Here is a 25,753-nt window from a genome sequence, read left to right as displayed (position 1 = left end):
GATCCCGGGGCTTTTTTCATGGCGGTGCGTCAGGCTTGCTCGCTAGCCGGCAGCCCCGGGCGGTAGGCGAGGAAATACATCAGCCCGACAAAGCCGGCGCCTCCCAGCGCGTTGCCGAGAAATACCGCGACGAAATTGGGCAGATACTGCTCCCAGCCCATGCCGCCGGCAAAGATGGCCGCCGGGATGATGAACATGTTCGCCACCACGTGCTGGAAGCCGATGGCGACAAAAGCCATGACCGGGAACCACATGCCGATCACTTTGCCCGGCACATCCTTGCTGGCGAAGGCTAACCATACCGCCAGGCACACCAGCCAGTTGCAGCCGACGCCGGAAATAAAGGCGTGCAGGAAGTCCGCATCCACTTTGGCCTGCGCGATCGCCAGCGTTTTATGCAAGAACGCACCTTCGGTCAGGCCCAGCAAATGACCGAAGAAGTAGGCGACGGCCAGGCTGCCGGCCAGGTTGGCCAGGGTGACCCAAAACCAGTTACGCAGCACGGCGATGGCGGGGATTTCGCGGGCAAACCAGGCCATCGGCAAGGTCATCATATTGCCGGTCAGCAGTTCGCCACCGGCCAGAATGGTCAGGATCAAACCGATAGGAAAGACCGCGGCACCCAACAGGGCGCCGAAAGAGCCCCATTCGGCCGGCAGGGTGCCGATGACGTGAATATCCAGCAGAAAGCCGGTGGCGATAAAAGCGCCGGCGAGAAAGCCCAGAATCAACAGATTAGCGAGAGGGGCGCGGCTTTTGTTTACCCCGGCCTGAACGGCGAGGGCGGCGATTTCTTTTGGTGAATGCAAAGACATGACGGACTCGGTTTATAGTAATGAAGTTTATGGCGCGGGCAGTCTATGCCGCTCGGGAGTCCGACTCAAGCGCATTTCACTAACATTCCGTTAATTAAAAATCAACGTGATATACAGGGGCTTTTGCCATTTTGAGATGTAGCGCGCAAAATGGATGAACTCTGCACAAAGTGATGATTTTTTGGCGCCAAACATGCTGATTTGGCGGCTTTTTCAACGCTTGATTCAGGAATTCAATTTAGCCGTTGACAGCTTTGAGCGGGTTTCATATTATGCGCCCCGTTCACAGCACAAAGTGATTGTGGAACGGGGCTATAGCTCAGCTGGGAGAGCGCTTGCATGGCATGCAAGAGGTCGACGGTTCGATCCCGTCTAGCTCCACCAACCTTCTTCTCAGAGAGGTTGGGGAATACCGTAACGCCGGTCAACGCGTACCACTTTTGTGGGGCTATAGCTCAGCTGGGAGAGCGCTTGCATGGCATGCAAGAGGTCGACGGTTCGATCCCGTCTAGCTCCACCACCATTTAAAAAGCCGACCTTAGGGTCGGCTTTTTGCATTTCAGATCCTGTAGTACCCTATCGCATACCAAATCGACCACGATTCACCACCGCTGACGTTGGCTGCGGATCTTTTTCGATCGTTTCTGCCAGTGAAGGGCGATATTCGGCCAACCTCGTTGGTTGGCCCGGCCGCATCGGAATGACATGCATGAATTACATTATCTGTACGATAAGGTAAATTGAGCGACAGCATTCACTTCCCCCGGCGTTATCTGGTCCTCCGTCTGGTAAAATTTTGCCAGGAAGGGAATCACATTTTGACCGGTAAGCGTGGTATCTAATAGATTGATTTTTGACCCCAGGGCAAAAGGAATTCCGTTGTGTAGAATTAGCAGCCCAACGCCTTTGGCCGCCTGGTCAGAACGATTAATTGCCAATACCTGGCTGTTGCCACTGACGGTTTGCCCTTTGATTTCCAAGTCAACCTTGGCATTTGAATTACAGTCGATTGTGATGTCGAAGGGAGTTCCCCCTACGATGCTGCCATTTCCGGAGAACGCTCTTCGATTTATCTCTCCCAAATTTACATACTTAACGGGGGTGGTTAACCGACAGCCTTGGGCGGAAATATATGTGGAGAGAAAGGGGGTAGAACCGAGTCTTTTTCCATTACCTATCCCCAGGCAGGCATAGTTCAGTTCAAAAGCATTAAACTCAGGAATGACACCGGAAGTGATGTCTCCTATTTTTACCAGATAATATTTGAAGTGAGTGTAAAGAATATAGTTTACCGGGGTTTTTTTGGGCGCATTCACGTCATTAAGCCCCCCGGAATCGTTTATCGATATTGCAATACCGACCCCTTCTTTCGGTGTTTTATAAACGCTCATGCCGTAGTATTTGAAATTGGTTGCGGTGAGATAGGTATAAGGTTGCAGAACAAAATCACCGCGATTATACTCCAGATCCCAATCATCCCCACGAGTATTACCATATAATTTCACAGAAAAATCGACATGCCCGCTGCTCAGCAGTGAGCCGTTTTTGGCATCAACGGATGCCGTAATGCCCGTTTGTGAAATAGACGGCGGTACGTGAAACATTGCGCCGCACACCGAGTAAGCTTGGGGTGAAATGAACGCCAAAAAAAATAGAGTGAACACCATATTAATATTCGCCCTGCCAGGCCGCCATGTTGATTTTATTTTCATGTTAGAGTTTCCTTAAAATATCGTTGCCGGGGCGTTAGCCTGTCTTGCATGCCATGTTTATTGTTTTTATCCTCGATTCTGATTCTCGATCGCCGATCGTGTAATCTCCTTGGCAATTTTTCTCTCCTTCCCAGCGCACCGTGATCGTTCCTGTATCGGGCATGCCGCTCATATAAACGCTATTATCATTTCCTATAATTCCTGTTTTTTCGTTCTCACCTTGTAATGTGGCGACGGCGCCGAAGGGGATCTCATCGGTATTGTGACGTAATTTAAAGATCACCCTGTGGCCTATATTGGATTTGAAGTGAGCGGTTACAACGGCGCCTTTCGTCGGGACGACAATTGTGCTGTTCTTTGCGATCTCAATATCATCACCAAAACTTTGTGGATTCAGACTAATGCGGTTTTTATGATAACTATTGATATAAGGCACGACGGCATACCCGCGCCAGTCGGTGGTAACGCCGGTGCTGTTAATCACTTCCACATTGCGGGCGTTAGGTATCTTAACCAACGCGATGGTATCGCCCAGCGATTGCGATAATGTAATACCGTTGTCATGGGCGACGGCGCCGCCGCGTAAGCTGTAATTAACCCGCTGCATATTTCGGTCAAAGCTGTATCCGGCACCAATTTCACCGTATCCGCCGCGATAATAAGCGACACTGTTGCCGGACGTTCCAGATTTTGTGCTACTTTTGGAGGCAGAGACGTTATAACTGAGCTGGTTATTTTCCAGAGCGCTTCCGCTTAAACCTAACTGCTGATTGAATTTTCCTTGGCTGCTTTTGCTGGCGGTGTAGTTAACCCAGCTGTTCGATTGCCATTTGTTCAGGGGGACCTGAACGTTGAGCGTGGCGATCTTGTCAGGTTTATCCGTATAGGGTCCGCTATTGTAACTCAATGCAAGGTTGTAGCTAACACTACCTTGGCTCGTTGAGAACCCAAACAGGAAATTTCTCTCAACGTTGCTGTTGTGCCAGTAGTTCTGTTGATAACCATTAAGGTAGAAACTGCCAAAGTCGTGAACGGGTTGGTTAATATTCAGAACCAATCTGCTCCTTTTCACGTCACGCGCCAGCCACTTTTTCTCCAGGTTGGCGTTCATATCGCTCAGTTCCGAGAAATTTAGATAACCGGACGTTGAGTATCGATAACCAGCCAGCGTGAAGTTGGTGCTTGTTGCCTCAATATTTTTTGCGTACTGAATGCGATATTGCTGGCCCGAGCGGCTGGAGCCTGTCATGAGCCGGCTTTTGGTGTGTGTAACATCGGCAGAGACGGAACCTAAATTCCGCAAATTGCTGCCGATGCCGGAAGCGATTCCCTGGTGTTGTTCAGAAAGTATGGCGCCGCCATAGAGCGTTTTATCGTCATGGAGGCCATAAATTAATGATTGCTGAAGAAATTTATAATTTGGGCGATCGTTTTGTGCAGCGCGATATTCACCCAGAGTTAATTCGTTCTTCTTCATTCCTTCCCGAAGCATGATGGGTACAGCGGAAAAGGGTTGATAGAAGCTGCGTTCTGAGCCATCTGCCTCCTTGATGATAACGTGTAGCCCACCGCTTGACGTGGTGGGGTAGATGTCCGTGATCTCAAAATTGCCTGCGGGTACATGGGTTTGATAAATGATGTAGCCATTTTGCTTTACAAGAACCTCGGCACTGCTTTGCGCCACCCCTCGCACCGTGGGAGCGAATCCTCTCTGGCTGTCAGGAATCATGGAGGGATCGCTGGCGAGTTTCAGACCGCGGAATTGAAAGCTGTCAAAGACGTCACCAGAGGTCGAGCTGTCGCCCATCACCAGCTGGTTTTTGCTATCTCTAAAGCTACGTTCGGCATAGGTATTGATGCTTTTCCACTTGGTGCTGCTCTGGCTTGAATAGGTAGCGTAGTTTCTCAATCGCCAGGCGCCGAAATTTGCGCCGCTGCGCAGGTTCAAATATTGGTTGTCACCCTTTTTTGCATTCCCATGTTGCCATGACTCGGTGCCGCTGAAGCTATAGTCCATCAGAAAGGCGCGGATGCCGTCGTCCCAAAGCGTAGGATTTACCCAATCACGCGGTTGGTTTTCAATATAAGCTTGCGGAATGCTGATATCTAATCTTTGACGATTGAAGTTAAACGTTACCTGACTTCCTGGAATGATCTCATTGAGCGGGCGAGAGGCTATCTCGTCATCACTCTGTGTTTTGAGTCTATCGGCACGAACGCCAAAATTGTCCAGATCTCTGCGGTGAAGGCGTGGCTGCAAAATGCCATCTGTTTGATAAAATGTCACCTTCTGGTTGCCGAAAAAAGTGCTATTTAAATAAATATCAACCCAGTACTCACCAGGCAACTGATGACTCGCATGATTAAATTTGGATAAGTCAGCAGTCGTCTGATAATCCCTGTTTAATGCTGATGGTTCAAAGTACTCTTCCGCTAAAGCCGCAGATGAAGATAAAACACATAAGAACAGCACCGATGTTTTATTGTAAACCTTCTTTATCATCGTCATTTTCGCATCCCCCTGTGTATCATCTATAATGATGCTTTGATCTCTTTGGTCACGCCCCCATAGTCATTGATGGCTTGCCATTTTATTTCTCTGTCCAGTTTTCCATGAGGAGCCCTCCATGCCTTTGTGCTCTGAGGCGCGATCATGTCGGCCTCTTTGAGCTCTTTACCTCCCAGAGCAACCGAGTAGAATGAGACATAAAACGGCGTTGGGTTTATTGCCTCCACCTTATCTCCAGTTAATGAAAATCTGATTTTTTTGTAGGCTTCAGAAGCGTCTTTTTTTGATAGTCCTTTGGGTCTGTAAAGTATTTTAATTCTATTTTGTACGGTGATAAGTAGTTTGTTTTCTTTAGACCGTTGGGTTGAGGGGATTGATCTGACACTCAGCCAATATATTGATTCTTTATGTTGCGGCAGCCCTGCACCGGAGTAAATAACACGGATAATATTATCTTGCTCTGGCTCTAGCCTGAACAACGGTGGTGTAACAATGAGAGGAACCTCATCTTTATTCTGCGAGGAGAAGTTCTCGACCCAGGTTTGGATGAGTACGGGTTTGTTGCTATCTTGGTTGCTGACGGAAATATTAGCTTCTTTTTTTATTTCGTCATAAATCATTCTTGTGCCGCCGAGGACTACGTTTGCAGCAGCGTTAAATGACAAAAAAAATAGCGCGGATAAATAAAGCCTGCTCATTTTCATGAGAATAATTTCCTTAATGATATTGACTCGCTGGTCAGCATTTCCGTAACCAGCGAGCCGGGCTGGTTCAGTTATAGGTGATGCTAAACTGCGTCGTGGCATTCGCCGGGCCGACGGTAACGGTGTCAGAGGTAGACATATATTTCGCTACGTAGGTAAAGACATTACTGATGTCCTTTTGCACGCTCTGCGCATTCGAAAATGAAGCCATCGGAATTTGTGTTGCTCCATCAGCCTCATAGAGGGCAATGCCAATACCGGTTGCCACGCCTGCTTCTTGGTTCAATGACAACAGTGCAGTATTGTCTTTTGCATAGATGCCGTCGAATTTCACCGAAGCCTTTTTAACAGTTTCAGGGCAGTTGGCTAAAGCAATGTTGAATTTTGTCGGCAGGGCGGTATCGCCAGCATTTTTGAAGGCCTTGGCGCTTACGTTACCCATAGGAATGGTTTGGTTGGCGCTGCTTGTTTCTACCGTACAGGTCTGGTCAGTGACATTGCCGGTGAAGTTAATGGTTCCATCCGCAGCGTTAGCAGCAGCAATAGTTGACATGGCGAAAGGTGCGCCAACGAACAGCAAAGTATTCAGTACGAACTTGTTCATGTTTTATCCCCTTGTTTTATAACTGCATGTAAATTATAGGTTTTCAACCTTTTACTCATCACTCATAAATGAGCATTAAAAAGCCTCTTTTTGAGTGATTAATGCTTGTTATGGTGTGTTAAGTTGGTTTTGAAATCTGATATTTGATTGATTAATGGTTTTTTATTCTGTCTGATTTTTATCATTTCCTTTCGCGATTTGTTAACAAAATCGAGTCTATATGAAAAAAAAATCGCTAGTGGTTAAAATCGACAAGTATCACATTTTAAGAATAATATTCTGTGTAATTGGTTTTTTATGCTGCCAGTTCGCGGGAGGATCCTAAATTTTAGCAATCTCAATAGTTTTATCCTCTGATTAACTCTGTGATTGTTAATATGCTAATTAATGCTGATGATTTGTATCTATTGACATTGATATTGTTTTCTTGATGAAACTATTGTCATTGTTTCATCATCATTGGATGAGGTTATCCATGAAAAAAAATAAAAATATCGCAATTGTTGGCGGCGGTGGAGTAACTGCGGTGATGACGGCGCTGGCCTGTGCGAGAAAAGGAATCTCCGTCGACTTTTTCCTGGACGAGACGAATTACGATGAGTTCAGAACATCTTTTGGCAATCACTGTTTGTGGCGAAGCGTCCATGAGAATAATCAGCGCCTGACGCGTTTTTCCTCGCAGTCGCAATGGATATGGGAAAAATTTATTCTGTCATCCAGCGGTGAATATGGGAGAAAAGAGAAAATGAGCCGCGTTGTCGAGCGCGCAGAGATCGGTCGCCTGAGCAGATTGTATGAGCAGCATGGTTTACCTTATGAGGTGAAGAATTACGGTGAAGACAATCTTCTTACTTTGCCTTCGTTTATTGATTGCACGAACAAATCGATCTTTGTCAGCTATGATTCCATTCTGCTTAACACCGCAGAGATTTTTTCCTATTTTCAGGATGAGTTGGCCTTTTTTACTGGGGTGAATATTTTTAGAAATAAAAATATCGGTGGACTGAACCGAATTGAAGGCGGAGTGATTTTTGTTGATGAGAAGAAACGGCTGTATGATACGATCATAAAATTCACAAATTGCTTTGAATTCAATATGGTGGAGTCATTTGATGCTATATTCCCCGATGTGGATATGATTTTCAAAGATTATTATCTGTCAGACTCTGTTTCGCATCTGCTGCATCCTGTATTAATTACAGAAAAGGAGTTCAATATCTGGATTACGCCTTCCGTGGATGGTGAAGTGATAAGGGTTGCTATGGAGACTCATGTTCCTCAATCCATTGAGGTTATGAAGCGTAGTCTGAATATCGATGCGTATGTGGATCGCAGAAAAATAGATGTCATCTCTAGCGCGTTGTTTACACATACCTCATCATTTACCTATTCAGAGAGTCCCAGAACGGTTGTTCCCTGTTGGACATCAAGCGAGGATGATAAGAAAATTGTGGTCGTGGAAAGCGTTGACTCTTATTATAATTCATCGCCAATTATCTCCGAGGAGATTACGACGCTCTTAGGCCGCTCAATTAACTGATCTTTGATTCATGGCCGCCACAATAAGGCTGATGAAAGAGTACGGTATTTATCTCCGTGATTAACTGTGTCGCTAAAACTGGGCGGCACAGGTGTTTATCATCATTTTACTGTCTAACTTTTAATCTGCAATTCGCCATGCGTCTCTCACCGAATGTGTCGACATAATTTAAGCAGGCGTTTTCCTCTCCTGCAGGTACGTTTTCATTATGATTCCCTACCAACAAAAAAGGCGCCCGCAGGCGCCTTGTTATCGCAGTCGGTTCGAGGCTTAGCCCAGTACCAGACCCGCGATGGAAGCGGACAGGATGCTGACCAGCGTAGAGCCGTACACCAGTTTCAGGCCAAAGCGCGACACCACGTTGCCCTGGTGTTCGTTCAGACCCTTGATCGCACCGGCCACGATGCCGATGGAGGAGAAGTTGGCGAAGGACACCAGGAACACCGACAGGATCCCCAGGCTGCGCGGCGACAGTTCGGCAGACACTTTCTGCAGCTCCATCATTGCCACGAACTCGTTGGAAACCAGCTTGGTGGCCATGATGCTGCCAACCTGCAGGGCTTCGTGTTTAGGAATCCCCATGATCCAGGCGAACGGATAGAAGAAGTAGCCGAGGATTTCCTGGAAGCTCAGGCCGAAGATGGCGCTGAACACACCGTTGAGCGCGGCGATCAGGGCGATGAAGCCGATCAGCATCGCGGCAACGATAATCGCTACTTTGAAGCCGGCCAGGATATATTCACCCAGCATTTCGAAGAAGCTCTGGCCTTCGTGCAGGTTGCCGAGGTGCAGCTCTTCTTCTTTATTGGTGTCGTACGGGTTGACCAGCGACAGCACGATAAAGGTGCTGAACATGTTCAATACCAGCGCCGCCACCACGAACTTGGCGTCCAGCATGGTCATGTAGGCACCGACGATGGACATGGACACCGTAGACATCGCGGTCGCCGCCATGGTGTACATGCGCTTTTCCGACATCTTGCCCAGGATATCCTTGTAGGCGATGAAGTTTTCGGATTGGCCCAGGATCAGCGAGCTGACGGCGTTGAACGACTCCAGCTTGCCCATGCCGTTCACTTTCGACAGCACGGTACCGATAATACGGATGATGAACGGCAGCACCTTGATGTACTGCAGAATACCGATCAGCGCCGAAATGAAGACGATCGGGCACAGCACCTTCAGGAAGAAGAACGCCAGGCCTTTGTCGCCCATGCCGCCGAATACGAAATCAGTCCCTTGTCCCGCAAATCCGAGCAGTTTGTCAAACAGCGCGGCAAATCCTTTTACGAAGCCCAAACCCGCTTCCGAATGCAGGAAAAAGTAGGCCAGCAGTACTTCGATAACCAGTAGTTGAATAACATAGCGAATGCGGATGCTTTTACGATCGCGGCACACCAACAGGGCCAGGATCGCCACCACCACTATCGCCAACGCAAAGTGCGCAATATGGGACATGTTTGCTCCAAATTTGAGGCAGGCTGAATTTCGGCTGTCATTTTATGTAACGCTACGTTTAAAAACGAGACTTCTATTGCAAATATGGAAAATCATAGTGGGAGTTCTCCTAAAGTGTTGCGCAAAAGCATAAAAAATCAAGATGTTAAAGCAGCAATAGGAAATTCGTATTCTTGTGCTAACCTGTCTTTCAGGGGTATTGCAGCCCAAATCCCATCAGAAAAGCACGGAAATCGGCAAGCTCCGCGCTGAACCCTTCGATAAAACCGTTAATGTTGGCTATTACAGAGATAAGTTTTACCGCTCTAAATGCGCTTGATAATTATTATCATTTATATAGAGTGGAGATAAACGTAATTTCAGTAAGGGTTCAACATATGCTGAACAGTCGCGTGGTTGAAACCACCTCCGGGCGCTCCGCCAGGAAAATCAAACTCTCGCTGATGGGGCCCGCCTTCATCGCCGCTATCGGCTATATCGATCCCGGTAACTTCGCCACCAACATCCAGGCCGGCGCCTCGTTCGGCTACAGCCTGCTGTGGGTGGTGGTTTGGGCCAACGTGATGGCGATGCTGATCCAGCTGTTGTCCGCCAAGCTGGGCATCGCCACCGGGAAAAACCTGGCCGAGCATATTCGCGATCGCTTTCCGCGGCCGGCGGTGTGGGCCTATTGGGTGCAGGCGGAGATCATCGCCATGGCGACCGATCTGGCCGAGTTTATCGGCGCGGCGATCGGCTTCAAGCTGCTGCTCGGCGTTTCCCTGTTGCAGGGCGCAGTGCTGACCGGCATCGCCACCTTTTTAATCTTGATGCTGCAAAAGCGCGGGCAAAAGCCGCTGGAGCTGGTGATTGGCGGCCTGCTGCTGTTCGTCGCCGCCGCTTATATCGTCGAGCTGGCGTTCTCCCAGCCGCAGCTCGCGCCGCTGCTGAAGGGCATGGCGCTGCCCGATCTGCCTAACGGCGATGCGGTATTTCTGGCCGCCGGGGTATTGGGCGCCACCATCATGCCGCATGTGATCTACCTGCATTCGTCGCTCACCCAAATCGGCGGCGAGCACGACAAGGCGGAGCGCTATGCCGCCACCAAAGTCGATGTCGCCGTGGCCATGACCATTGCCGGTTTCGTTAACCTGGCGATGATGGCCACCGCCGCCGCCGCGTTTCATTTCAGCGGCCACAGCGGCATCGCCGATCTCGATGTGGCTTACCTGACGCTGCAACCGCTGCTCGGGCAAGCCGCTGCTACCGTGTTCGGCCTGAGCCTGGTGGCCGCCGGCCTCTCCTCTACCGTGGTGGGCACGCTGGCGGGGCAGGTGGTGATGCAAGGATTCGTGCATTTCCATATCCCGCTGTGGCTGCGGCGCGCGGTGACCATGCTGCCGTCGTTTATCGTCATCATGCTGGGGATGGACGCGACGCGCATTCTGGTGCTGAGCCAGGTGCTGCTCAGCTTCGGCATTGCGCTGGCGCTGGTGCCGCTGCTGGCTTTCACCGGCAATCGGGCGCTGATGGGGGAGATGGTCAACGGCCCAGTGGTGCAAAACCTGGGTAAGCTGATCGTACTGGTGGTGGTGGGATTGAACGGCTATCTGCTGATCGGCAGCGTGCTGTAGGCAAAAAAAGCGCGGGCCGGCATGGTGCCGGCCCGTCGTCGTTAATCGCGGTCGTCATCGCCGTGGCGGCGCCAGCGATCGCGATCGTGATCGTGGTGGTGCTTTTTCTCTTTCTTCCAGTAATGCTTGTCGCAACGGCGGTCGCATTTGTAATAACGGCCATCGCGAGAGTAGTAGTATTTGCGCCAATAGTCGCGATCGCGCCAGCGATAGCCGTCCCAGTAATAGCCACGCGGGCTGCGGTCGCCGAGATAGCGGCCCTGATGGCCTTGCCACCAGTCACGATCGCGCCAGTCGTAACCGTCCCAGTAACGGCCGCGATTGTCCTGATCGCCGATGCGCAATGAAACGCCCGGCATCAGATCGATGCTGAGCCCTTCGGCGTGAGCCTGCTGTACGGCGGGCAACACCGTCGCCGCCAAGATGGCAGCCAAGAGCAGAGGTTTAAACATGACTTCTCCTTTCCGCTTGCGCGGCCTGGCCGTTAATCACTTTATGAAGCGCGTTCATCAGTTTAAAAAGCGGCCTTATCGTTATTTTTGCTGCAATATCGGCATCATAGCGCCGGCGCATAGGGTTGAATCTGAGAGCCACTCTGAAAACGGCGCCGCAGGCCGAGATTTGAGATTTTTCTGGGGGATCGCCGCTCGGTGGAGCGGCGGTATTTGTAAGCGATTACAGTAGGATTTGTTCGATCTGAACGAGCTCTTCTTCACTGAAATGACGATTGGCCAGCATGCCTACCGCGTCTTCTATCTGCGCACTCTTGCTGGCGCCGATCAGCACCGAGGTGACGCGATCGCCGCGCAGCACCCAGGCCAGCGCCATTTGCGACAGCTTTTGCCCGCGTTGCCGCGCCAGCGCATCGAGGCGGTGCACCTTGTCCAGCCGTTCGGCGGTCAGTTGCTCCGGCTGCAGAAAGCGGCTGCCGCTGGCGGCGCGGGAATCTTGCGGGATGCCGTGCAGATAGCGGTCGGTCAGCAGGCCGCCCGCCAGCGGCGAGAAGGCGATCGATCCGACGCCATGCTCCGCCAATGTGTCCAGTAATCCCGCCTCCGGCGTGCGTTCCAACATCGAATACTTCGGCTGGTGGATCACGCACGGCGTGCCGAGCCGCTGCAGAATGTCGAACGCCTGCCGCGCGCGTTCGACCGGGTAGTTAGACAGGCCGACATACAGCGCTTTGCCCTGGCGCACCAGCAGATCCAGCGCCGCCATGGTTTCTTCCAGCGGCGTGTCCGGATCCGGTCGGTGGTGATAAAAGATATCCACATACTCCAGCCCCATGCGCTTCAGGCTCTGATCGAGGCTGGCGACCAGATACTTTTTCGAGCCCCAATCGCCGTAGGGGCCGGGCCACATGGTGTAACCGGCTTTGGACGAGACGATCAGCTCGTCGCGCCAGGCCCGCAGGTCGGCGTTGAGTATGCGGCCAAAGTTCTCCTCGGCGGCGCCGGGCGGTGGGCCGTAGTTGTTGGCCAAATCGAAATGGGTAATGCCGCGATCGAAGGCGCAGCGGATCAGGCCGCGGGCGTTGTCGTACAGCGTGGCGTCGCCGAAGTTGTGCCACAGCCCGAGCGAGACGGCGGGCAGCTTCAGCCCGCTGCGGCCGCAGCGCCGGTATTCCATATCTTGATAACGCGTAGGGGAGGCTTGGTAGGACATAGTTATCCTTGTCGGCGGGAGGTGAAGTGCTTTGAGTGTATACGCTTTCACACCGCGCTGCCGGGGGAGCGATCACAGCGCCGGCATGTAACGCCAGGTTGCCGATCGAGGCAGGAGCGTTTGTTCGAAATTTGAACGGCATCTTCGATACTTAAGATAATCGCTCCAGCTGCAGACAGGTGATGATCATGACTCAGACCTATACGGTGGCCGATTATCTGCTCGATCGTCTGGCCCAAATCGGCATCCGTCATTTCTTCGGCGTGCCGGGGGATTACAACCTGCAATTCCTCGATCACGTTCTCGCTCATCCGCAAATCACCTGGGTAGGCTGCGCCAACGAGCTGAACGCCGCCTATGCCGCCGACGGCTACGCTCGCTGCAAACCGGCGGCGGCGCTGCTCACCACCTTTGGCGTGGGGGAGCTGAGCGCGTTGAATGGGGTGGCTGGCAGCTACGCCGAATACCTGCCGGTGATCCACGTGGTCGGCACGCCGGCGCAGCGCGCCCAGCGCGCCGGTGATTTGCTGCACCATTCGCTGGGGGATGGCGACTTTACCCACTTCGCGCGGATAGCCAAAGAGGTGACCGTCGCGCAGGCCGACCTGACCGCCGACAACGCCGCCGTGGAGATAGACCGCCTGATCGGCGTCGCCTTGCTGGAACATCGCCCGGTTTACCTGATGTTGCCCAGCGACGTCGCACAAGCGCCGCTGTCGGCCAAACCGGCGCCGCTGATGCTGCGTCAGGCCAAACTGTCGCGCAGCGCATTGCAGGCATTTATCGCCGCAGCGCGCGAAAAGCTGCTGCCGGCGCGGCGGGTATCGCTGCTGGCGGACTTCCTGGCCGATCGCTTCGGCGCCGAAGCGGCGCTGGACGAGTGGCTGCAGGCGGTCGACATTCCGCACGCTACGCTGCTGCTCGGCAAAGGCGTGCTGGATGAGAACCGAGCCGGGTTTGTCGGGACCTACTGCGGCGGCGCCAGCGATCCGGCGGTGAAACAGCTTATCGAAAACGCCGATGTGGTGATCAACGTCGGCGTGCGTTTGACCGACACCATTACCGCCGGTTTCACGCATCATTTGCCGGTGGAAAAATGCATCGACATTCAACCGTTCGAAGCCTGGGTCGGGCGGCAGCGCTTTAGCCGCATTCCGATGCGCGAGGCGGTGCAGGCGCTGCACCGCCTGAGCCTGTCGCTGGCGTCACGCTGGCCGTTGCCGCCGATCGTCCGCCCGACGCTGCCGGAAACCGATGGGGAAGGGCTGGATCAGCACGCCTTCTGGCGGCAGATACAGGATTTCCTGCGGCCCGGGGATATCGTGCTGGCCGATCAGGGCACCGCCTGTTTCGGCGCGGCGGCGTTGACGTTGCCGCGTGGCTGCCGCCTGATCGTGCAGGCGCTCTGGGGATCGATCGGCTATACCCTGCCGGCGACGTTCGGCGTACAGACCGCCGAACCGCAGCGGCGGGCAATATTGCTGATCGGCGACGGCGCCGCGCAGCTGACCGTACAGGAACTGGGATCGATGCTGCGCGACGGGCTTAAGCCGGTGATCTTCGTGCTGAATAATCAGGGTTACACGATCGAGCGTGCGATCCACGGGCCGGAGCAACGTTATAACGACATCGCGCGCTGGAACTGGACGCAGCTGCCGCCGGCGCTGGCCGGCGAGCGGCCGGTGAAGGCGTTGCGGGTCAGCGATCCGGACGGACTGCGCCAGGCGCTGCGCGAGGTAGCGGACGACGATCGGCTGGCCTTCATCGAAGTGATGCTGCCGAAGATGGACATGCCGGAACTGCTCGATACCGTCTCGCGCGCCATTCAGGCACGCAACGTCGCCGCTTAAGGCAGGGTATCGCCCAGCAGGCGATCCAGCATCCAGAACCCCGCCGGGCCCGGCGGGGTCAGTTTGGACCAGACCGCATCCACCGAAATCAGTTTTGGCCAGCCGCGCGGCCGCAGCTGGGTGAGTTTGCCGTGGCCGTATTGTTGCACCAGCCAGTGCGGCAGTACCGCCCAACCGAACCCCTGTTCCGCCATCTCCAGCAACAGCAGATAGCTGGGCGCCGACCAGACCAGGCCACCCTGTCTGGCCGCTTCGGCGCCGGTGTAGGTATTCAGGATCAGCTGGCGGATGCTGGACAGCTGCTCCGGCGTTGGCGCGGCGACCTGGGCCAGCGGGTGCTGATGGGCGACGAACAGCCCCATTTCGGTCTGTTCAGGCAGCCGGGAGAAGGCGATATCCGGCGGATAACTTTTTTGCACTTCCACCATGCCCAAGTGCGCGCGGCCGCTTTGCAGCAGATCGATAACGTCGCCTTCTTCGGCGATCATCCATTCCAGCTCAATCTCCGGGTAGCGCTGTTCGAACAGCTGCATCAACCGATCGTGATGCTTGGGCTGGTAGGTATCGGAAAACACCATGCTCAGGCGCGGTTCAACCTCGCCCGCCAGCTGAATGCTCAGGGCGTCGAGCCGTTCGCTGGCCGCGAGGATCGCCTGCACATGCCCCAGTACCTTGCGGCCGGCGGCGGTGAGCACCGGCTGGCGCGCGCTGCGATCGAACAGCGTCAGCGCCAGATCGGCCTCCAGATTGGCGATGGCAGTGCTGACGGTGGATTGGCTTTTGCGCAGCTTGCGCGCGGCGGCGGAAAACGAGCCGAGGGCGGCGGCTTCGACAAACGCATGCAGCGCTTCCGGAGAATAGTGCATAACCTATCTACTTTATCGATGGAATCTATTTTTAACCTACCCGAAAAAGCGATGATAATCACCTGGCTTTCGCAACAACTGTTGAAAAAAGGTGATGTATGCAACTGCAAAACAAGTCTCTCATTGAACGTATCGTCCACGCCGTCGGTTTCGAGGCCATCGCCGTGATGGTTTGCGCCCCGCTGGGCGCGTGGCTGCTGAACCGCTCAATGGTGCAGGTCGGTGCGTTGGCGGTGATGCTCTCCACCGTCGCGATGCTGTGGAACATGGTTTACAACACGGTGTTCGACCGCCTGTGGCCGGTCAGCCGGGTGGTGCGTAACCTGAAAGTGCGTGCGCTGCACGCCGTCGGCTTTGAAGCCGGTTTTATCCTGATCGGCGTGCCGATCGCCGCCTGGATGCTGAGCATCTCCTGGGCGCAGGCGTTTATGCTGGAAATCGGTTTCTTCCTGTTCTTCCTGCCGTACACCATGGCCTATAACTGGCTGTACGACACGCTGCGCCAGCGCTGGTTCGAAGCGCGCCAGCCGATCAATTCCGGCGCCAAATAAGGCGTCGTCAGCCCGGCGATTCTCAGGTAAGGTCAGAGGATCGTCGGAAATGCTGAGGAACGAATGATGAAAGTGTTGGGCTTGCTGGGTGGCATGAGTTGGGAATCCACCATTCCTTATTACCGCACTATTAACGAGCAGGTAAAGGCACGCCTCGGCGGGCTGCATTCGGCCAAAATCGTGCTCTACAGCGTCGATTTTCAGGAGGTTGAACGCTTGCAGCACCAGGGCGATTGGGACGGTGCCGGCCGGCTGCTGGCCGCCGCCGCAGTGGCTTTGCGCGCCGCCGGCGCCGAAGCTATCGTGATCTGCACCAACACCATGCACAAGGTGGCGGAGGCGGTCGAGCAGGCCAGCGGCCTGCCGCTGATTCACATCGCCGATGCCACGGCGCTGCAGGTGCGGGAAAAAAACATTCGCCGCGTCGGGCTGCTGGGCACGCGCTTTACCATGGAGCAGACCTTCTATCGCGGCCGCCTGCAGGAATTGCACGGCATCGACGTGGTGACGCCGGTCAGCGCCGATCGTGACATCGTACACCGCATCATCTATGACGAACTGTGCCTGGGTAAAATTCGCGACGCCTCGCGCGACGAGTATCGCCGGATCATCAGCGATCTGGAGCAGCAGGGCGCGCAGGGGATTATTTTCGGCTGCACCGAAATAGGTTTGCTGGTGAGCGAGCGTGATGCGTCGGTGCCGGTGTTCGACACCACCGCGATCCACGCCCGCGCCGCCGCGGCGTTCGCGTTGGCCTAATCGTCGTGCGGCGGCTGCCGGCGATTCACCAGCATCAGCGGTTTGCCCGCCAGCGCCAGCCAGGCGGGCAGCATCACGATGCACAGCACCGGCAGCAGGTGCAGATCCGGCACCACCGCCACCGCCATGAACAGGCTGAGCCAGCCGTCGCGCGTGACCACCAGCACCAGCCCCATGATGGCGCAGGAGACGGTGATCGCCGCCGGCACTGCGGGAACGTGCTGATGCAGCATCAGCCCCAGCGCCACGCCGACGAACACTGCCGGGAAGATACGCCCACCGCGAAAGCCGCTGGCGGCGGCGATCACCAGCGCCGCCAGCTTGGTCAGGGTAATGGTCAACAGCGCCGGCACCGAATAGCCGTCGTCTTGCGCGAGGCGCTTCATTTCATCCAGCCCTTTGAACAGGGTAATCTCTCCGCCCACCAGCGCCAGCAGGCCCAGCACAAAGCCCCCCAGCCCTAACATCAACACCGGATTTTTCATCGAATGGAACAGGCGGTGAACGTGCGGGAAGCACCACAGCGCCACCATGCCGAGCGCGATGGCGATCAGCGCCACGATGGCGCCGCTGAAGATGTCCGGCAGCCGAGTTACATCGTAGGCGTCGAGCTGCAGGGCGAAATTGGGCACGAAGAACATCTGGGTGGTGACCGCGCCGGCGGCGGCGGCAACCAGCGGGGCGAACAGCCGATCCCACAGCGGCGTTTCGTTATTGCCCGCCAGGGTTTGCGAGAAGATCAGCGCGGCGGCGACCGGCGTGCCGAACATCGCGCCGATGGTGCCCGCAGCCGCCAGGATGATCCAGTCCATGCGCGGCACCTTCGGCAGCAGGCGCGCTCCGGCGGCCGCTACCAGCGCGATATTGATGGCGGTGATCGGGTTCTCCGGCCCCAGGCTGACGCCGCCGGCCAGGCCGACGATCAGCGCTAACCCCAGTCCCGGCAGGGCGGAGAGCGGCAGGGGCATGCCGATCAACGATTCCGTCGCCGGGTCCGGCCCGGCGTGGCCCGGCATATAGCGCACGATAAGGCCGACCGCCACGCCGGTCAGCGTCAGCATCGCGACCGGCCACCAGGGCGACTGGGCGTCCAGGCTCAGCGCACCGGGCAGCGTCACCCACAGTAATTGCTGCAGTGCGGCGGCAATTTTCATCACCAACAGCAGCACCATACTGGAAGCGGAACCGATAATCAGCGCAGGCAAAGCAAAGGCCAACATGGCATTGGCGCGCGGATGCAGCATGGATAATCCCTTGTCGATGCCTCCCGGCAGGGCAGGGAGAGCGGGTGGTTGAGCAGTGGCCACAGCTTGCCAGACTATCGGCGCGCAGGCACGCATTGATATTGCCCGGCGTCGATGACGGTTAACAGTCGCCGGGGAGCGTTTTTTGCCGCAATTTGTTTCAAAACGCGGCGCCGCAGGCCAGCTGAAACGTTTTTTGTGATCCGGATCGCTATTGGGGTGCAGATCCGAGGCGGGTGATTGTTGTTTTTGCAGCAGGATTTTACAGTGTGGGCAGCTTTTTATTTTTCATTTTGCGGAGACGAAATCAATGACCTATGCCCTCGTAGGTGATGTTGGCGGCACCAATGCCCGCCTGGCGTTGTGCACTGTTGCGACGGGTGAGATTACCCAGGCGAAAACCTATTCCGGCCTGGAGTTCGACAGCCTGGAGGCGGTGATCCGCCAATACCTGAAAGCGTGCGATATCGAGGTGCAGGACGCCTGTATCGCGATCGCCTGCCCGGTGACCGAAGACTGGGTGGCGATGACCAACCACAGCTGGGCGTTCTCGATCAAAGAAATGAAGGCCAGCCTGGGGCTGAGCCATCTGGAAGTGATCAACGATTTCACTGCCGTCTCGATGGCGATCCCGATGCTCTCGCCGGACGACGTGCTGCAGTTTGGCGGCGGCGATGCGCAGCCGGGCAAACCGATCGCGGTGTATGGCGCCGGCACCGGGCTGGGCGTTGCCCACCTGGTGCACGTCGATCGCCGTTGGGTCAGCCTGCCGGGCGAGGGCGGCCATGTCGATTTCGCGCCGAACAGCGAAGAAGAGGACATCATTCTGGAGGTGCTGCGCGCGGAAGTGGGGCATGTTTCCGCCGAGCGCGTGCTGTCCGGGCCGGGCCTGGTCAATCTGTATCGCGCCATCGTCAAGGCGGACAACCGCCTGCCGGAGAAATGGGAACCGAAGGACATCACCGAGCGGGCGCTGGCAGACAGCTGCATCGACTGCCGCCGCGCGCTGTCGCTGTTTTGCGTGATCATGGGGCGCTTCGGTGGCAATTTGGCGCTGAATCTGGGCACCTTCGGCGGCGTGTACATCGCCGGCGGCATCGTGCCGCGCTTTATGGAATTCTTCAAGGCCTCTGGCTTCCGCGCCGCCTTTGAAGACAAGGGGCGCTTCCGCGACTATGTGCGCGAAATCCCGGTGTTCATGATAACGCACGGCCAGCCGGGCCTGCTGGGTGCCGGCGCGCATCTGCGCCAGACGCTGGGCATGCACCTGTAAGCTCAGGGGCGGGGCAATAAAAAAGGGGCGCAACCCACAGGTTGCGCCCCTTGTCGTTTTCACGGGGTATCAGGCTTTGGCCAGCTCCGCCGTTTGGGTGGTTTCTGCCGTTTCCGCTTCCACCGCCTTCGGCGCTTTGATGAACAGCGTAATCAGCAGAGAGGCGGCGGACAGAACGCCAATCACCATGAAGGTGGCGTGGAAGCCGCCGAAGTATTTGGCGACGAACGAACCGGCCAGCGCGCCCAGGCCGAAGCCCTGGTAGATGATGCCGTAGTTTTTGCTGTGGTTCTTCAGGCCGAAGAAGTCGCCGACAATCGCCGGGAACACGGTGATGTTGCCGCCGAAACAGAAGGCTACCGCGCCGACGCAGATAAAGAACAGCGTGTGGTTCAGGGTCATGAAGCTCAGCGCGACAATCGCCAGCACGGTAACCAGCATGGTGAAGCTGATGACGCGCATACGGCCAACTTTATCGGACAGCGTACCCAGGATGATGCGGCCGGCGGTGTTGAAGATGGCGACGGCGGACACGGTGTTGGCGGCGGTGGCCAAATCCATCCCGGCCAGTTGAACGCCCATGTCTTTCACGATGCCGATGAGGTACAGACCGCTCATGCAGGCAGCGAAGAAGATGGTGAACAGCAGGTAGGCTTCTTTGGTGGCCAACATCTGGCGCACGCTGAAGTCGTTGCCCAGACCGTTGGCGCCTTGCTGCGCGGCGTTGGTCGCCAGCACCGGCTCTTTCAGCAGCAGGGAACCGACGACGATCAGGCCCATCACGATGGCGCCCCAGTAGAAGAAGGCACCGGAAACGCCGACGTCGGCGATCAGGGCGGCGTTGACGTATTTGAACAGCAGGCTGCCGCTGCCGAAGGCGCCGACGGAGATGCCGGAAATCAGGCCTTTGTTGGCCGGGAACCACTTAATCAGGTTGGACAGGGTGGAGATGTAGGCGATACCGACCGCAAAGCCCACCACCACGCCGGCCAGCAGGTAGATCATGTCGAGCGAGCTGACGTGAGCGCTGGCGATAAGGCCCAGGCCGACCAGGATGCCGGAACACAGCGTCAGGTTGCGGATGCCGAAGCGTTCTTGCAGCTTGCCGGCGAACAGCGTGGCGAAGGCCAGGAAGAAGCTGGTGATGGAGAAGGTGGTGGCGACGTCCGCCAGTCCCCAATGGAACTTGTCGACCAGCGGCTGGTTGAACAGGCTCCAGGTGTAGATGGTGCCCAGGCCCATCTGACAGATGATGGTGCCGAGAACGATTAAGCTGCGATTTGCCGGTTTGGTGTTCATGGCCGGTCTCCTTCCTGTGTGTGCGTTGCCGGGCGTGAGCCGTTGGCTGAAATTTGCGGGGTGAAGCTGGGTTCCCGCGGTATGGGCTTATTATATGGCCGGCCCCCCCGGCGGGCGGCGGATCGGGAATGAGTTGCACGGCGGAAGGAATGAAATGCATGTTATGCGGCGTGAGTTGCCGTTTTTGCACCGAAAAGCGCGTGAAATGCCGTGGGTGGCACGTGATCTACATCAAAGATATCAACGATTTATTGTTAACTGCCGGTGAACGATTGTGGTGAAATTGTGAAGGATGCGTCTGAAAGGCGTAAATCGGCATTGCACCTATAGAGCGGCGATGAGCGCGGGACTATGTTATCTGCGATCGGACGAGGTCCGCTCTGCAGGAGTCCATGAAATGAAAAAAACGCTGTTGTTACTGGCCGCGCTGCTGGCGCTGCCGCTGGCGAGCCAGGCCGACGTGTCCATCGGCGTGAACGTGCCGGGCCTGTCGTTGCATATCGGCGATCGCGATAATCGCGGCCACTACTGGGACGGCTATCGCTGGCGCGATCCGCGCTGGTGGGCCGATCACCACCGGTATGAACGCCCGCGCGGGTACTATTATGGCCCGCCGCCACGGGTGATTTACTACGGGCCGCCGCCGCGCGACTGGCGCGACCGGCCGCATTACCGCATGCCGCCACCGCCGCCGCCCGGCTATTACTACCGTCCGGGCCCGCGCTGGTAAGCGCTTACAGGCGCATCAGCTGGCGAAACTCTTTCACCTTGCTGCGGCTGACCGGCACTTCAAACTCAAGATCGCTCAGCCGCAGAATGTAGGTATTGTTGAACCAGGGCACGATCTCGCGGATCTTCGCCAGGTTAACGCAGTAAGAGCGGTGGCAGCGGAAGAAATGCGCTTCCGGCAGCCGGCCGTAAAACTCGGTGATGTTCATCGGCATCACGAACTCTTCCCGGCGGGTATAGACCCGCGTCACCTTTTCATCGGCGGCGGCGTAGTAGATGTCGTTGATGTCGGTAACGATGATCCGCTCGTCTTTGATCAGGTTGATGCTGTGGCTGCCGCGGCTCGGCGCGCTGGTCGGTTCCGCCCCACCGGCGGGGCGCTGATGCAGCGCCTCCAGTTTTTGCAGCATGGTGACGATGCGCGCCTCGTGATAGGGCTTGAGGATGTAGTCGAACGCCTCGATCTCGAACGCTTCCACCGCGTGCTCTTTATAGGCGGTGATGAACACGATCGATGGGCGATGCGCGAACTTGCTGATGTTTTGCGCCAGCAGCACGCCGTCCAGCGACGGGATGTTGATGTCGAGGAAAATGGCGTCGACCTGGTGGGTTTGCAGGTATTTCAGGACGTCGAGGCCGTCCTCGAAGCTGGCAACGATATCGATATTGCTGTGTTTCTTGATCAGGTAGCTGAGTTCTTCCTGCGCGAGGAATTCGTCTTCCACGATGATGGCTTTCATGAGGCCTCCCCGACCGGCGGCGCGCTCGCTTCCTGATGCAGCTTGCCGCCGTTTTTGCTGATGTAGAACGCGATTTCGGTGCCTGGCTCCAGGCGGCGAATATGCAGCCCTTCACCGTACAGCAGCGACACGCGGTGGTGCACGTTGAGCAGGCCAATATTGTGGCCCGGCATCTCGTTGCGCGCCACCCGATCGATGGTTTCCTGATTGATGCCGTGGCCGGTATCCTTCACCGAAATCTTCACCCGATCGCCCTGATCTTTCACCGCGATCACCACCACCCCTTTACCCTTGCAGGGCTGGATGCCGTGCACGATGGCGTTCTCCACCAGCGGCTGGATCAGCAGGCTCGGAATGCGCACCGAGACGTCGTCGTCGATGTCGTAAATCACCGTCAGCTTGGCGCCGAAGCGCGCCTGTTCGATGGCGATATAGTCCTGAATCTGATGCAGCTCCTTGCGGATATCGATCAGTTCGTCGTTCAGCTCCAGGTTGTAGCGCAGGTAGCGCGACAGGTTAATGATCAGTTGGCGCGCGGTGTCCGGATTCAGGCGGATAGAGGAAGAGATGGCGTTCAGCGCGTTGAACAGGAAGTGCGGGTTAATCTTGCTCTGCAGCGCACGCATTTCGGCCTTGTCCGCCATCTGGCGCAGGTGCTCGATGCGGGACACTTCCATCTGCGTGGAGATGATTTGCGACAGCCCGACCGCCATCACCTTCAGCGTGTTGGTGATCTGGTGAGCGTGGCAGTAGTAGATTTTCAACGCGCCGGTCACTTCGCCTTTTTCCCACAGCGGCACCACCAGCTGCGAATGGATCTGCGGCGCCGCCGGGTTTTCCAGGTTGTTCTTGATGATGATCTTGCCGTGGCGAATGCTTTCGCGGGTGACGCGGCTCAGCCCTTCGCGGCCGATCGGGTAGGCTTCGCGCCCTACGCCGACGTAGGCCAGCACCTGATGGGTATCGGTGATCGCTACCGCATCGGCGCGGATGTCCTGGCGGATGATATCGCAGATGGTGGCCAGCGATTCGCTGTTGATGTTGCGGAAATAGGGCAGCGTCTTGTGGGCGATATCCAGCGCCAGCTTGGCCTGGCGCGCGGCGATCACCTCTTTTTCATCCTCGACGCTCTGCACCAGCAGCACGATCAGGCCGATGCACACCGTGCCGAGGATCATCGGCAGGGCAATCTGCGACACGATGTCCAACCCAAGCTCGGTCGGCTTGGCCCACAGCACGATTAGCAGCATGGTGAGGGATTCGCACAGCATGCCGCCGACGATGCCGGCGCGCCAGCGCTGCTCTTTTTTCACCTTGAGGTTGATGTAGCCGGCGCTGATGCCGGCGATGATGCTGGTGATAAGACAAGGCACCGACGTGATGCCGCCGATATCGATCAGATAGCGGTGTACCCCGGCGACGATGCCGGTGACGATCCCCACCCAGGGGCCGAACAGGATGCCGCCGGCCATAATGGCGATGACGCGCACGTTGACCAGCGATCCTTCGACGTTGATGCCGGAGTAGGTGCTGAACAGCGCGAACAGCGAGAAGATCGCCGTGACGATGCCGAGCTCGAGCGGCGTATGGTCTTCTTTTTGCAGCAGTTGGCGGAACAGCCGGGTGCGGGTCAGGAAAAACAGACAGATCAACATCAGCGCGGCGCGATCAAACACCGCCAACAGCATTTCAAAAAAAGGGTGCACGACGGGTTCTCGCTGCGGCCTACGGATGGCGGCAGTATACCACAGCGAAAGGGGCCCGTGGCGCGCGCCACGGGCGGGGGGATCAGCGCATGCCGAGCTGCGTTTTGCCCAGCGGCGTCAGCAGGTTGGCGGTGGCGCGGCCGTCGAAATCCACCTCGAAATCGTCGGGGGCGAAGTCCGGCGGCGTTCTGCCGTCGATAAAGCTCGGCAGCTGGCGCTGCAGATAGGCGTCGTTTTTCTCGCAGCCCGGCGCGGCGGCGATGTACATCACGTTGCTGTCGAATTCGCCGTTATGCTCGTTCTCCACCGCGTGGATCACGTCGCAGTGCCAAAAGACCGTGTCGCCCGGCTCCAGATCGGGAATAGGGGAAATCCCACTTAATAAAAGGGGATGCCACTTTTCCGAGATCGACAGCGCGCGGCCCGGCGCCGCATCGCACAGATCGTCGTCGGCGACGTCGTCCTGCAGTGCGCGCAGCAGCACATAGGCCATGGCGTTGGCGATCGGCACCAGGTTCAGCGTGCCGGCGTTGGTGCGCTGCGGCGTCAGCGCCGTCCAGCCCTGGAAGGTACGGAACATCGAGCAGACCGCCGGGGAGGCTATCTCGCGCACCTCGGTGCGGCCGTCGGCGGCGAAGGGGTCGTACTGCTGCCAGTCGCCGGAGAAAACGTGGCGATACACATAGCGAAAGTTTTCGTCCAGCCAGCGCTCGATGGTGCCGCTGTCGACGTGCGGCGACAGGCCCAGCGACGAGGAGTTCGGCGGGCGGCGGCGGGTGCGATCGGCGTAAGTGGCGACGCGGGTCGGATCGAAATGCTGTTTGCCGTTGCTCTCGGTGGCCCACAGGCTGTTGAGGAACACCTGCACCGCATGCATGCGCGCATCCTGCCGCGCCTCGACCTGCGGTTGCGACCAATAGATGCCGTAGATCTGCGGTTTGCTGGCGGCCAGCTTGCCGAAATAGTTGTCTTCGGCGGCGTTTTTCAACCGCTCGACGAAGTTGTTGCGCTCAAGGTAGTCGCCGATTTCCCGGTTCCAGCCCTCGGCCTTGGCGCGGGGAAACACGCCGCGAATGGCGCAGGCGCCGCGCTGTTTGATCAGCGCTATCTGCTGCTCGCTGACGCGCTGCTGCAGGATATCTTCCGCGTCGATCTGCGGCACCGGATTGTGGCCGGCGACCAGCTCGCGGCGGATCTGTTCGACCTGGCCGCGGATGTTCTCTTCCAGCGCCAGAAACACGTCGCGGTAGTTCGGCAATGCCTGGCGCAGCTGGCGTTTGACGTTAACGATCGTTTGCGGAATATCGTCGATGACTAAAGAGGCCATGGTGTTCTCCTCGTGCCGCATGAGTGACTGCGGCGAGCGGTTGTAGGGAATCGGGCAAGACGTTATGGTTTTGTGGTTTTAACGTGAATGATTATCGGCAACCCATCGGGGAAAATAAAGAGATATCTTTCATTCGTAAGTTCCTCTTTTTCGTTTTTCGGAGATTTTATGAAGCTGGTCACTGAACGTCTGAGCTTGCAGTCGATAACCGCCGAGGATTGGCCGCTGTTTTTGCGCCTGTACCAAGATCCCGAGGTGATCCGTTACATCTCAGATCCGCGCAGCGAAGCGGAGATCCGCGCCCGGTTCGAGGAGCGGCTGCCGGCCTGGGACAAACACGGCGAGCAGTGGCTGTGCCTGGTGATGCGTGAGAAGCACAGCGCAGAGGCGGTGGGCATTACCGGTTTTCGCCCGCAGTGGGTGCCGTATCGGCAGGCGGAAGTGGGATACGGGAGTTTGCCTGCCGGGCAGGGCAAGGGCTATGGCAAGGAGTCGCTGCGGGCGGTGCTGGATTTTGCGGTGAACGCCTGCGGCTTTCACAAGCTGACCGCCACCGTGACCGCGGGCAACCTCGCTTCGCGCGGCCTGCTGGAATCGTGCGGCTTTCAGCTGGAAGGCACGCTGCGCGACAACTACCGTCTGGCGGGGCAGTGGTGCGACGACTGGCTGTTCGGGCTGCTGGCGGCGGAGTTTCAGGGCGGCAAATAAAAATATCGCGCCGGGTATCGACAAGCTCGTCGGCGCTGCGCTATGTTCGATATTCGGTCAGTTCGCTGGCCTGCGTCGCTC

22 protein-coding genes and 2 tRNA genes are annotated in these 25,753 nt (G+C 56.5%); 10 read left to right on the top strand and 14 right to left on the bottom strand.

All coding sequences use genetic code 11. The annotated features are described in order from the left end of the window. Positions 1-29 precede the first annotated feature (29 nt). A complete protein-coding gene (locus tag V8N38_RS18220) occupies positions 30-815 on the bottom strand; it encodes a formate/nitrite transporter family protein (RefSeq protein ID WP_047730144.1) in 786 nt (261 codons plus the stop codon). A 308-nt stretch (positions 816-1,123) separates the two neighbouring features. Here V8N38_RS18220 and V8N38_RS18215 point away from each other — a divergent pair. Further along, a tRNA-Ala gene (locus V8N38_RS18215) sits at positions 1,124-1,199 on the top strand. Between the two features lie 60 nt (positions 1,200-1,259). Then, positions 1,260-1,335, top strand: a tRNA-Ala gene (locus V8N38_RS18210). 199 nt (positions 1,336-1,534) lie between these two features. On the opposite strand, the gene V8N38_RS18205 is transcribed toward V8N38_RS18210, so the two are convergent. From V8N38_RS18205 to V8N38_RS18190, 4 genes are all read right to left on the bottom strand, one after another. Next, on the bottom strand, positions 1,535-2,527 hold the full coding sequence (locus V8N38_RS18205) for a fimbrial protein (RefSeq protein WP_070915241.1): 993 nt from the start codon (positions 2,525-2,527) through the stop codon (positions 1,535-1,537). Between the two features lie 34 nt (positions 2,528-2,561). Beyond that, the gene (locus tag V8N38_RS18200; protein ID WP_147840051.1) at positions 2,562-5,036 is read right to left on the bottom strand and encodes a fimbria/pilus outer membrane usher protein; all 2,475 of its coding nucleotides are present in this window, start codon (positions 5,034-5,036) and stop codon (positions 2,562-2,564) included. Positions 5,037-5,059: 23 nt separating this feature from the next. Further along, entirely contained in the window at positions 5,060-5,740 is a 681-nt protein-coding gene (locus V8N38_RS18195) for a molecular chaperone (protein ID WP_187181555.1), read from the bottom strand. Positions 5,741-5,807: 67 nt separating this feature from the next. Beyond that, a complete protein-coding gene (locus V8N38_RS18190; protein WP_070915243.1) occupies positions 5,808-6,344 on the bottom strand; it encodes a fimbrial protein in 537 nt (178 codons plus the stop codon). Positions 6,345-6,819: 475 nt separating this feature from the next. Between V8N38_RS18190 and V8N38_RS18185 the strand changes: the two genes are divergently transcribed. Next, positions 6,820-7,884 carry an FAD-dependent oxidoreductase gene (locus V8N38_RS18185; RefSeq protein ID WP_070915245.1) on the top strand — a complete coding sequence of 355 codons (1,065 nt, stop codon included), beginning with the start codon at positions 6,820-6,822 and terminating at the stop codon, positions 7,882-7,884. A 270-nt stretch (positions 7,885-8,154) separates the two neighbouring features. Here the strand turns inward: V8N38_RS18185 and V8N38_RS18180 are convergent, their stop codons facing one another. Continuing rightward, complete coding sequence (locus V8N38_RS18180; protein ID WP_004936373.1) at positions 8,155-9,342, bottom strand: NupC/NupG family nucleoside CNT transporter; 1,188 nt, start codon at positions 9,340-9,342, stop codon at positions 8,155-8,157. A 377-nt stretch (positions 9,343-9,719) separates the two neighbouring features. On the opposite strand from V8N38_RS18180, the gene V8N38_RS18175 reads away from it, so the two are divergent. Next, positions 9,720-10,955, top strand: a complete 1,236-nt coding sequence (locus tag V8N38_RS18175; protein ID WP_033635427.1) for an Nramp family divalent metal transporter — start codon at positions 9,720-9,722, stop codon at positions 10,953-10,955. Positions 10,956-10,996: 41 nt separating this feature from the next. Here V8N38_RS18175 and V8N38_RS18170 read toward each other — a convergent pair whose 3' ends face one another. Continuing rightward, positions 10,997-11,407 (bottom strand): DUF2502 domain-containing protein, encoded by a 411-nt coding sequence (locus V8N38_RS18170; RefSeq protein WP_060419895.1) that lies wholly within the window; start codon positions 11,405-11,407, stop codon positions 10,997-10,999. Between the two features lie 223 nt (positions 11,408-11,630). Then, complete coding sequence (gene mgrA / locus V8N38_RS18165) at positions 11,631-12,620, bottom strand: L-glyceraldehyde 3-phosphate reductase (protein ID WP_147840053.1); 990 nt, start codon at positions 12,618-12,620, stop codon at positions 11,631-11,633. Positions 12,621-12,808: 188 nt separating this feature from the next. Here mgrA and V8N38_RS18160 point away from each other — a divergent pair, with 188 nt between their 5' ends. Then, positions 12,809-14,470 (top strand): alpha-keto acid decarboxylase family protein, encoded by a 1,662-nt coding sequence (locus V8N38_RS18160; RefSeq protein WP_147840054.1) that lies wholly within the window; start codon positions 12,809-12,811, stop codon positions 14,468-14,470. Here V8N38_RS18160 and V8N38_RS18155 read toward each other — a convergent pair. Then, entirely contained in the window at positions 14,467-15,336 is an 870-nt protein-coding gene (locus tag V8N38_RS18155; RefSeq protein ID WP_060419900.1) for a LysR family transcriptional regulator, read from the bottom strand. The genes V8N38_RS18160 and V8N38_RS18155 overlap by 4 nt on opposite strands. 98 nt (positions 15,337-15,434) lie before the next feature. On the opposite strand from V8N38_RS18155, the gene V8N38_RS18150 reads away from it, so the two are divergent. Beyond that, complete coding sequence (locus V8N38_RS18150; protein WP_016926809.1) at positions 15,435-15,887, top strand: multidrug/biocide efflux PACE transporter; 453 nt, start codon at positions 15,435-15,437, stop codon at positions 15,885-15,887. A gap of 66 nt (positions 15,888-15,953) precedes the next feature. After that, the gene (locus tag V8N38_RS18145) at positions 15,954-16,646 is read left to right on the top strand and encodes an aspartate/glutamate racemase family protein (RefSeq protein ID WP_019453821.1); all 693 of its coding nucleotides are present in this window, start codon (positions 15,954-15,956) and stop codon (positions 16,644-16,646) included. Here the strand turns inward: V8N38_RS18145 and V8N38_RS18140 are convergent. Then, the gene (locus tag V8N38_RS18140; protein WP_147840055.1) at positions 16,643-17,890 is read right to left on the bottom strand and encodes an ion channel protein; all 1,248 of its coding nucleotides are present in this window, start codon (positions 17,888-17,890) and stop codon (positions 16,643-16,645) included. The two genes, V8N38_RS18145 and V8N38_RS18140, sit on opposite strands and share 4 nt — an antisense overlap. 310 nt (positions 17,891-18,200) lie before the next feature. Here V8N38_RS18140 and glk point away from each other — a divergent pair, with 310 nt between their 5' ends. Further along, the gene (gene glk / locus V8N38_RS18135; protein ID WP_060419908.1) at positions 18,201-19,163 is read left to right on the top strand and encodes a glucokinase; all 963 of its coding nucleotides are present in this window, start codon (positions 18,201-18,203) and stop codon (positions 19,161-19,163) included. A 69-nt stretch (positions 19,164-19,232) separates the two neighbouring features. On the opposite strand, the gene V8N38_RS18130 is transcribed toward glk, so the two are convergent. Next, entirely contained in the window at positions 19,233-20,462 is a 1,230-nt protein-coding gene (locus V8N38_RS18130; protein ID WP_033635420.1) for an OFA family MFS transporter, read from the bottom strand. Positions 20,463-20,859: 397 nt separating this feature from the next. Between V8N38_RS18130 and V8N38_RS18125 the strand changes: the two genes are divergently transcribed. Further along, positions 20,860-21,192, top strand: coding sequence for a DUF2502 domain-containing protein (locus tag V8N38_RS18125; RefSeq protein ID WP_019453817.1), 333 nt, complete (start codon positions 20,860-20,862; stop codon positions 21,190-21,192). 4 nt (positions 21,193-21,196) lie between these two features. On the opposite strand, the gene V8N38_RS18120 is transcribed toward V8N38_RS18125, so the two are convergent. From V8N38_RS18120 to V8N38_RS18110, 3 genes are all read right to left on the bottom strand, one after another. Continuing rightward, on the bottom strand, positions 21,197-21,931 hold the full coding sequence (locus tag V8N38_RS18120) for a LytR/AlgR family response regulator transcription factor (RefSeq protein ID WP_060419911.1): 735 nt from the start codon (positions 21,929-21,931) through the stop codon (positions 21,197-21,199). Then, the gene (locus V8N38_RS18115; protein WP_060419914.1) at positions 21,928-23,619 is read right to left on the bottom strand and encodes a sensor histidine kinase; all 1,692 of its coding nucleotides are present in this window, start codon (positions 23,617-23,619) and stop codon (positions 21,928-21,930) included. The genes V8N38_RS18120 and V8N38_RS18115 overlap by 4 nt, the downstream gene beginning before the upstream one ends. Before the next feature lie 100 nt (positions 23,620-23,719). Then, complete coding sequence (locus V8N38_RS18110) at positions 23,720-24,964, bottom strand: DUF1479 domain-containing protein (protein ID WP_147840056.1); 1,245 nt, start codon at positions 24,962-24,964, stop codon at positions 23,720-23,722. A gap of 168 nt (positions 24,965-25,132) precedes the next feature. Here V8N38_RS18110 and V8N38_RS18105 point away from each other — a divergent pair, with 168 nt between their 5' ends. After that, positions 25,133-25,672, top strand: a complete 540-nt coding sequence (locus tag V8N38_RS18105; protein ID WP_060419919.1) for a GNAT family N-acetyltransferase — start codon at positions 25,133-25,135, stop codon at positions 25,670-25,672. Positions 25,673-25,753: the final 81 nt, after the last annotated feature.

The organism is Serratia nevei (assembly GCF_037948395.1).
In the GTDB taxonomy this organism is placed as follows: domain Bacteria; phylum Pseudomonadota; class Gammaproteobacteria; order Enterobacterales; family Enterobacteriaceae; genus Serratia; species Serratia nevei.
The sequence above is the reverse complement of the archived record's forward strand: the minus strand, read 5'-3'. Positions and strand labels throughout refer to the sequence as shown.

Excerpts from the sequence above, each read along its gene's own strand:
- V8N38_RS18220 (WP_047730144.1), bottom strand. The coding sequence starts at position 815 with ATGTCTTTGCATTCACCAAAAGAAATCGCCGCCCTCGCCGTTCAGGCC.
- V8N38_RS18205 (WP_070915241.1), bottom strand. The coding sequence starts at position 2,527 with ATGAAAATAAAATCAACATGGCGGCCTGGCAGGGCGAATATTAATATG.
- V8N38_RS18200 (WP_147840051.1), bottom strand. The coding sequence starts at position 5,036 with ATGACGATGATAAAGAAGGTTTACAATAAAACATCGGTGCTGTTCTTA.
- V8N38_RS18195 (WP_187181555.1), bottom strand. The coding sequence starts at position 5,740 with ATGAAAATGAGCAGGCTTTATTTATCCGCGCTATTTTTTTTGTCATTT.
- V8N38_RS18190 (WP_070915243.1), bottom strand. The coding sequence starts at position 6,344 with ATGAACAAGTTCGTACTGAATACTTTGCTGTTCGTTGGCGCACCTTTC.
- V8N38_RS18185 (WP_070915245.1), top strand. The coding sequence starts at position 6,820 with ATGAAAAAAAATAAAAATATCGCAATTGTTGGCGGCGGTGGAGTAACT.
- V8N38_RS18180 (WP_004936373.1), bottom strand. The coding sequence starts at position 9,342 with ATGTCCCATATTGCGCACTTTGCGTTGGCGATAGTGGTGGTGGCGATC.
- V8N38_RS18175 (WP_033635427.1), top strand. The coding sequence starts at position 9,720 with ATGCTGAACAGTCGCGTGGTTGAAACCACCTCCGGGCGCTCCGCCAGG.
- V8N38_RS18170 (WP_060419895.1), bottom strand. The coding sequence starts at position 11,407 with ATGTTTAAACCTCTGCTCTTGGCTGCCATCTTGGCGGCGACGGTGTTG.
- mgrA (WP_147840053.1), bottom strand. The coding sequence starts at position 12,620 with ATGTCCTACCAAGCCTCCCCTACGCGTTATCAAGATATGGAATACCGG.
- V8N38_RS18160 (WP_147840054.1), top strand. The coding sequence starts at position 12,809 with ATGACTCAGACCTATACGGTGGCCGATTATCTGCTCGATCGTCTGGCC.
- V8N38_RS18155 (WP_060419900.1), bottom strand. The coding sequence starts at position 15,336 with ATGCACTATTCTCCGGAAGCGCTGCATGCGTTTGTCGAAGCCGCCGCC.
- V8N38_RS18150 (WP_016926809.1), top strand. The coding sequence starts at position 15,435 with ATGCAACTGCAAAACAAGTCTCTCATTGAACGTATCGTCCACGCCGTC.
- V8N38_RS18145 (WP_019453821.1), top strand. The coding sequence starts at position 15,954 with ATGAAAGTGTTGGGCTTGCTGGGTGGCATGAGTTGGGAATCCACCATT.
- V8N38_RS18140 (WP_147840055.1), bottom strand. The coding sequence starts at position 17,890 with ATGCTGCATCCGCGCGCCAATGCCATGTTGGCCTTTGCTTTGCCTGCG.
- glk (WP_060419908.1), top strand. The coding sequence starts at position 18,201 with ATGACCTATGCCCTCGTAGGTGATGTTGGCGGCACCAATGCCCGCCTG.
- V8N38_RS18130 (WP_033635420.1), bottom strand. The coding sequence starts at position 20,462 with ATGAACACCAAACCGGCAAATCGCAGCTTAATCGTTCTCGGCACCATC.
- V8N38_RS18125 (WP_019453817.1), top strand. The coding sequence starts at position 20,860 with ATGAAAAAAACGCTGTTGTTACTGGCCGCGCTGCTGGCGCTGCCGCTG.
- V8N38_RS18120 (WP_060419911.1), bottom strand. The coding sequence starts at position 21,931 with ATGAAAGCCATCATCGTGGAAGACGAATTCCTCGCGCAGGAAGAACTC.
- V8N38_RS18115 (WP_060419914.1), bottom strand. The coding sequence starts at position 23,619 with ATGCTGTTGGCGGTGTTTGATCGCGCCGCGCTGATGTTGATCTGTCTG.
- V8N38_RS18110 (WP_147840056.1), bottom strand. The coding sequence starts at position 24,964 with ATGGCCTCTTTAGTCATCGACGATATTCCGCAAACGATCGTTAACGTC.
- V8N38_RS18105 (WP_060419919.1), top strand. The coding sequence starts at position 25,133 with ATGAAGCTGGTCACTGAACGTCTGAGCTTGCAGTCGATAACCGCCGAG.